This window comes from Bacteroides caecigallinarum (assembly GCF_021530995.1).
GTDB classification, from domain to species: domain Bacteria; phylum Bacteroidota; class Bacteroidia; order Bacteroidales; family Bacteroidaceae; genus Phocaeicola; species Phocaeicola faecigallinarum.
The window spans coordinates 1-7991 of sequence record NZ_JADYTF010000140.1; the positions used below are offsets into that span (position 1 = coordinate 1).

General features: G+C 32.2%; 5 protein-coding genes. 1 reads left to right on the plus strand and 4 read right to left on the minus strand.

Annotation, left to right across the window (positions count from 1 at the left end; all coding sequences use genetic code 11):
- Positions 1–566: 566 nt before the first annotated feature.
- The 3 genes from I6E24_RS14560 to I6E24_RS14570 are packed head-to-tail and all read right to left on the minus strand — an operon-like array spanning position 567 to position 5380.
- Positions 567–1832 carry a hypothetical protein gene (locus I6E24_RS14560; RefSeq protein WP_235329276.1) on the minus strand — a complete coding sequence of 422 codons (1266 nt, stop codon included), beginning with the start codon at positions 1830–1832 and terminating at the stop codon, positions 567–569.
- Complete coding sequence (locus I6E24_RS14565) at positions 1822–4104, minus strand: ATP-binding protein (protein ID WP_235329278.1); 2283 nt, start codon at positions 4102–4104, stop codon at positions 1822–1824. Before I6E24_RS14565 ends, I6E24_RS14560 begins: the two co-directional genes overlap by 11 nt.
- A 1-nt stretch (position 4105) precedes the next feature.
- Positions 4106–5380 carry a DNA adenine methylase gene (locus I6E24_RS14570; protein ID WP_235329280.1) on the minus strand — a complete coding sequence of 425 codons (1275 nt, stop codon included), beginning with the start codon at positions 5378–5380 and terminating at the stop codon, positions 4106–4108.
- 389 nt (positions 5381–5769) lie between these two features.
- On the opposite strand from I6E24_RS14570, the gene I6E24_RS14575 reads away from it, so the two are divergent.
- On the plus strand, positions 5770–6435 hold the full coding sequence (locus I6E24_RS14575) for a hypothetical protein (RefSeq protein WP_235329282.1): 666 nt from the start codon (positions 5770–5772) through the stop codon (positions 6433–6435).
- Positions 6436–6871: 436 nt separating this feature from the next.
- Here the strand turns inward: I6E24_RS14575 and I6E24_RS14580 are convergent.
- Positions 6872–7991 (minus strand): hybrid sensor histidine kinase/response regulator transcription factor (locus I6E24_RS14580; RefSeq protein WP_235329284.1); only part of this gene is annotated, 1120 nt, incomplete at its 5' end.

Consider the following 7991-nt stretch of genomic DNA (forward strand, 5'->3'; position numbering starts at 1 on the left):
GCACAAACATAGCACGAAGATACAAAATTTCAGTGCGTCACCCAAATTAGACTTAAAAACACTGCTACAGATACCTATAGGGCAGGTTCATGAGAAAATTTTAAAAAAGTGATAAAGTCAGGAAATATGCCACAAGTGAAATAATCCGTTTTGCATTTTTGCTTACAGACGAATCACTTACTTCATTAGCTAAGAAAGTTCCGGACCTATTAACTTATTCAGACGAAAATGGGATTATTGATTATAATAATGATATAAATACTCTACTATATGAATTGTTTCGCATTGACAAAAAGAATCAACAGCATATACGAGAGATACTTGCCTCAAAAGAGTGATATGGCAATTTGTACATAGGGGAACTTAAAAGTGAAGTCCCCCTCTTTCTTTGTTTTTCCGCAAGGTCAACCTAGATTCCTCTTTCGAATATTCAATTCTCAGAGAGATGCCAAATCTTCTGAATCAACCTCTTTACTTAATTCTTGCAAATAGTCGATTTATTTCTATTGATACATATTTTATTATCCACCTAAATGGCGAGATGTATTTCAATCCATTATATTGAACTACCCCGGTTCTTTCTTACATTCATCTGAAGTAAGATCGGAATGTTCATCGGATATCGCCAGACTTGGAATGCGTGGTAAGGCTTGGCGCTGTATGTATAGTGCATAGCGTTCTGTTATGTGTCTTATGAACGGTTGTAAAATACGCGCTTTCTTCTTGTCTTTAACTTCAGAATAAAGTTTTACAGTTATTTCTTGAAATTTAAAACGGTAAAATTTATTATCAATAAGGGGGCCTAAGATCGCTTCATTATTTCGCTCCTTAAAAACGCCATATTTGTGCTCGAATAATACATTTTCCTCATTTTGTCTTAATGCTTCAAATTTAATTAGATAAACCTTGTTGGCATTTGAACATTCAATACAATTCTGTTTTTTACAATCTGTACATTCTTGCTCTTTTCGACCTACACAATCGCATGTTGGTCGAATATTCAAATAATACTTCCCTTTTATTTTATAAATATCACCAGTCATAGAAGACTCTTTACTCGGATTAGCCTCTAATCGTTGAGCTCGAAGAACATTCAACACTTCATCTCTTGTAGATTTTATCTCACCTATTTTGAACAATTGCTCTTTTTCAACAGATATTGGCTGCATTCGCTCAAAGATGTTTTGTGTCAAAACATCTAAAAGTTCATCATTAGGATTGACTGAATCATCTTCTGCCGTTTTCCATATTGCCAACGGCCAATATTTTGTGTTTCCCAACTGCTGGAATGTATGTATCTTCGCTTTTTCTACTGCATTATCCCAAACTTTTAGTACATATATAGATGGCATTTTATCTATCCATGCACTTATCACTTCCATCACTTTTACATTCCCGTCACTAATGATATCAGATTTACTTTTAATAAAAATAGGAGCATTATCAACATCTATACCATTCTTTTTAAGTTGGTTTTTAATATCTTCGACTTCGCTATTGCTAAAGATAAAAATGGGCAAGTAACAATCCTTTAAGATATTTTTTATGAACTGGAGGAGAGATGCTCTGGTGCTTTTCTCTAATTCAGAGGCAAGAGGTATAGGATTCCCATCTTCATCAGATACACTAACTAGTTCCCAATCTAACAAAACAAAGCTAAATTTGGCAATATTAGCACCACTTACGTTGGGTATTTCATTATATTTCACTAAAGGAAATCCTTTAGATTCAATATTCTCAACAATACGAATAATTTTATCACTGCTTTCCATATTGAAAACCTGATCGTCAATTACCATTCCGATACCAGAAAAAAGTTCCTCAATATTCATTGCGTTCTTGTTTTATGAAATTAACAATAAAGTTTGCCCCACTTAAAATTTTGTCTTCTTGCAAGTCTGCTAATTCAATTGAATAGTCGTTGCGCTCCATTAGTTTCCGTGATATATATAAACCTAAACCTCGCCCTTCTTGACCTTTCCCTGAATAAAAAGCATCAAAAATATAAGGTTTATCTTCATCACGAATACCTGGACCATTATCTGAAAAAATTAATTTACAATTATTGCCATCCAATGTAATAATAATGGTTTTATTATTTTTTTCTTCCAACCAATAAATAGCATTATCCAAAAGATTTATCAATAATTGTAAGAGATCTGCATCTGTACATTTTGCCACTAAGGGAGAACCAATAGTATTTATTCTATATTCAATCTTATGCTCAGCTAAAGTTCGCTTGTATATGGTTATAACTTTATCTAAAATATCTTTAACCCTTATTTGACGACGTCTTTGCTTAGATGAAGTGAACAACATCTGTAAATCTTTCATCTGATTTTGAATATATGAAAATATACCATAAAGCTTTTGAAGTTCTGATGTTAAAAAAGAGTGGTCAAAATTTGAATGTAAAGAATCCTCGTATAAGGATCTTAATTCATCAATACCCTTATTTAACATCATCATAATATCATGACTCGCTGTTTCTACCGAAATACCAACAGCCGCTAAAGATTCCGTACGTTCAACTCTACAGCTTAAATATTTATTTTCAGATTTATAAGCATTCTCTAACTGAGTTAATAGAGATAACGCATGCTTGTCATCCTTCAGTTGATTACGAAGATTAGATATTTCTTTACTTACCGCATCTTTACGTATCTTATCAAGTTGTGATTTTTTTTCTTTATCTGCTAAATATGCAGCATAAGCCCCATTACGTATGTATGATAAGAAACTTTGTATTATACAAATAAAATCGGTGGTATAATTCCCCTCCTCAATAAGTCCCTCTCGATTCGTTTTATCTTTCAGATGAGGATTGCCAAATTTAGTTATCTTAATCCTTCCTACAATTTGGTCATTACTTAAAAAATCTCCTGCTCTAACTGTACCACGACGCACCTCTATTTGCAACCAATCATCGTCTGGATCACCATAGGGAAGGACACGTATATTATCGCGTAGTAAATAAATTCTATGCTCTTTGATAATAGACTTTGCTTCCTTAGGCAAATAATATTTAGATGACTCATCTTTTGAATTTAAATCAAAAACATAAAAGTCAAACTCAAAGTCTCCAAAATCAGTAACTTCACGAAAAGCCTTAGTTACCTTATTTTGGAAATGATTTCTAAAAACACTCATACCTCTAAGTCCATCTTCTTTTATGCTCACAGACTTAGTGTGGCCATTTTGCTTATATGTAAACAATCCATTATTCGAGGAATAATGACCATTTGTTATTTGTAATACACTTTGAGTCTCAATTAAATTACGCAATGTAATATCATTAGACTTCTCTTCTTGAGTCCATGGATTATTATTTATATATAATCCAATTGTGAAATTATTCTGTTTCTCATTGGGGCTAATAACCTCATTAAATAAATCTCCAAACCTCAAAAAACTATCTTTGATTGGTTTAAGCTTTGCCAAAGACCATGAACCAGATAGATTTGAAATCTCAATACGAGTTCCATGAATGTTCTCACGTTTATCGAATTTTAAATTATTTATGGTAACATCATGCTCTACAAATACATTAGGAGATTGATTCTCTAATTTAAAATTTAATTCGTCTAAATAGAGTCCTTCATTACCGTCTTTAGCACCATCTATAAAATCACTATCATATGAGTTTAAATCAAAACACAAAGTATATTCTTTACTACTTTCGGATTCTCCTTTTGAATTTAAGATCCAGTTAGCGGGTCTTGTTGTTAAATTTACTGTTTTGCCTAATTTTAGCATGGCGTATCTGCCGATACCTTTCTCACCCTGAATAATACGGTTATATTTAGGAGTTCTCCGTTCAGAACCATCTTTAGAGAATTTATTAGGAGTAGCCGGACTCATCCAGGATTTTTCTATTATTTCTGCTGTCATGCCACATCCATTATCTTCAATAATAATTCGAGATTCTGGAGTGATATTTAAAGACTCCGTGAATCCATCAAAAGAAATTTTAACCCAGTCAGCATCTGCATCATAGGCATTCTTTATCAATTCAATAACTGCTATCTGCTCATTCTTAATTAGTTGATCACCCAACATAGTTAGTAATCGAGCGAATGGTCTTATTGTTAAATTCTTAGCCATATTAATTACATTTTCTAGCAAAAATGACGAACTCTTCTGAATAAACTTTCCTACAACTGCCTTTAACACTGGCAAACTTTCCATTAGTGTCTCTATATGGAGTAAGTATTTTATTAGATATTTTACGTCTATCAACTTCTATGTTTACCATTCCTTCAGCTAACAAACATTCAGTCAGATGCTTTGCATTATCAATTTTTACTCCTTTATATTCTGTATTACCTATAACAAAAAGGCAGGCACCGCCGGGATTCAACATTTCAACAACTTTATGGACGGTTGACTGCATGTCTATGTAATATTGCGCAATAGAACGTGTCTTCCTTTTATCTATTGAATACATCTTAAATACGATATCTTGGCCCACATTATTTAGTCTTTTCAGGTTTTTATCGAACTCTTCTGAATGATATAGACTTCCTATTGTGCCTTCACGAAGTAATCTGAAATCATCAGTATATTCAAGCCAAAGCGTTGATAATTGATGTAAATCAGCATACTCATATGAAGTTACATATGGAGGACTAGTCACAATTAAGTCAACAAATGGTTTATCAATATTAACGTCTAGAATATTAGCTCTTTTAATATCTGCCTTCCCGTATTTTTCATTTATATTTTCCATATTTGCCTTTCGCATCATATTTACTTGATATATATATGAAGAAAGGACATCCTTAGGCTGTTTCTTTGGGTCAATTTGTGGCTTAATTGATTTTGTAAGCCATCGAGAACAAGATTTTAATATATTAGAAAAAGCACACAGAAAGAAATTGCGATATAATTCATCGTCCACAACCAAATATATTGAAGATCGAAGTTTTAATAGATTATCTATATGCTCTTCGTCGAACCAATATTGTATTCGTTCATTTGAATAAATGCGATTACTTTTATCTACATTACAAGTGTTGTAAGCAGCAATTATTTTGTCAAAAAAATCTTGCAATTGTTCATCTTGATATACATTGCTTTTGGTTTCTGCAATTAATGTAGCTACAGGATTTATATCACATCCCCAAAAGTGTTTACCGCTCCTTACCGTTTCAAATGCGACAGTACCACACCCACAAAATATGTCAGCTACAGTCTTAACAGAGATGTTGTTTTCCTCAGCTTTATGAATAGCTTTTGTTGTTATAAATGCAGGAAATTTAGCAGGATATGCATGGATATTATGCATACGCCTTTCCCGTTCGGCTGGCATATTCCATTCTTCCTGTATATCTATCGTATCAAAATTAAGTGTACGATAATTATCAATTGTGACATTCATGACAAATCTTTATATTATTCCTTAGCAATATTAACGCAATCAAGCATACATATACAATATACCTAAAATACGAACAAATATACGGAAAATCCTTCATTCCACAATGTTTATTTGACTCAAATGATAAGATTGCATAAAAAATAACTCTCCAATGTACTATTGTAGGTTGAAAATCATTATCTTTATATGTAATATCTTAGACTATACTATAATAGAGTTTACCTTACCTAACAATGAGCAAAGCAAATTGTAAAATATCTTCTTGCGGCAAAAGCTTGGTCTTTGAAGGAGACTTTGAAATACAATAAGTATTTTTACTCAAGCAATTATATAAAATAATGGTAATTCTTAGCAATTAAAATATCTGCATATTATATTAATATATAATTATGAATCCATCTGAAAATTTAGTTAAAAACAGAAACGATCTTTCACCCTATCTCTTTCATTTTACAAAAGGGGAAGATGCGTATGATAAATTGACAAACATTTTGAATCAATTAAAATTAACTTCTAGTACTCATGATTATATTTGTTTTACAGAGACTCCAATAACGCACTTTAGAGAAAATCTTTTATATATGAACAGTTTCTATAAACCTATGTTATCTTTTTACGGTATAGGTTTTAGAAGAGATTTGTTGATTAAAGACTTTGGAGCCAAATCTGTAATTTATGGTGATAAAATGGACGAAGCAAACCTTAAGAAAATAGATATGGGTTGGAGATTTGAGGAACTAAATGTTCTGACACACGATTTCACCTGGTTGAGAGAATGGAGAATAAGATATGAATTTGATTTTTCCTCAATATCACCAGAAGATATAATTATAATAGCTAAAACAGACGATGAAGTAAGAAGTTTATGCTCTTTGCAGGAACTTGAGGATATAGATTATGAATATGAGCCCGAAATAGGAGAATGTACAATGTGGCCTATGTTTTCAAATCTAAGAGGGTGGAAAGGTATATCTATTGAGCATGTGGAAAAATTAGCTTCAGATAAAGAAGTTGATAGCTATTCTAAATCATTAAAGATTGGTGATTATTTGTAAAAATCGGAATATCATTTAACAGGTATATTCTGCAATTTTCTCCACTTTAATTGAAGTTTCCTATTAGGTGGAGCAAAAACACAAATCATCTTCTTGTATTTCAAAATAAAACGCTACCTTTGTTCTATAATAGGAAATCGACTCCGCAAGACACTGCAAAATACTGCAAGCCTCCGGTGGAGCAATAGCGGGAGATTACTTCTTTAGCTAAAAGATACATCAAAGATATTCAGCCACTTATCGTTAGATTACGATTCCTGGTGGCACCACTTTGAAGAAAAGCAAAAGACAGTAAAATCCTGATTTCCAAGCGAAATCGGGATTTTTTGTTTTCCCCAAGCACGCAAAAAGCGGCAAAATATGCCGTTCGAGATGGAACAAAAGCTGGAGATAAAATAATAGATTCAACTAGATTTCTATTCCGCAAACGAGTTCATTATATTTTATTCTTACCCTTATTAATCTCAACATACTTACTTGGTGACATTCCATAAAGTTCTTTAAATGCATTGGAAAAATATGTTGCATTATTGAATCCAACCAATAGAGCTATTTCAGAAACATTATAATTCTTATCCGACATTAATAATGCCTCAGCTTGTTTCAAACGTATATTTCTTATGAAATCCCTTGTAGATTGATTAGTCAATTCTTTCAATTTTCTATAAAGGTGCACTCGACTTATACCAACCTCGGCTGCTATCATTTCAACGTTTAATTCCGGATTACTTATATTATTATTTATAGCCTTCATTATTTTCTTCATCAGCTTATCATCTGAAGACTCGGGTTTTATGTAAACAATATTGGAATCCTGTTCCTGTTTACCGCTAAAATTATTTTTTAGAACATCTCTATTCTTTAATAAATTTTCTATCGTTATTCTTACCATATCAATATTGAAAGGTTTTGTCAAATATGCATCTGCTCCAAAAGACAATCCTTCCATATTGTCACTTTCACTATTCTTTGCTGTCAATAAAACAACAGGAATATGATTTATTTTAATATTCTGCTTGATTTTCCTCAACAAAGTTAATCCATCAACTTCATGCATCATCACATCAGATAATATCAAGTCAGGAGCATTAGACGCAAGTATCCGTAATGCTTCTTTTCCATTCTTACATTGAACTACACGATACAAACTATCCAGTTCTGAAACCAGATAATTCCTAATTTCCTCGTCATCCTCAACTATTAAAAGTGTATGTTTCTTTCTTATTGTTTTTTTTGTATTATCTTCCTCAGTGGTCTTTTCTTCTATCATAAAAGTTTTTTCATACACTTCTGTTCTCTGCCGTAAATATTCAGATTTATTATCTATTATTTCCTGTTCAGATAAATGCTCCTTACCCAAAGGTATTCTAATTGTAAAACTACACCCTGGCTTATTTGTATTATTTTTTGCTGAAATCACACCATGATGTAATTTAACAAGTGACATTGTCAAATGCAATCCTATTCCCGTCCCCAACTTATATGAACTGTCATCTGAAATCTGATAAAATCTTTCAAAAATATGTTCTATCTCATTCTCTTTAATACCTGTACCA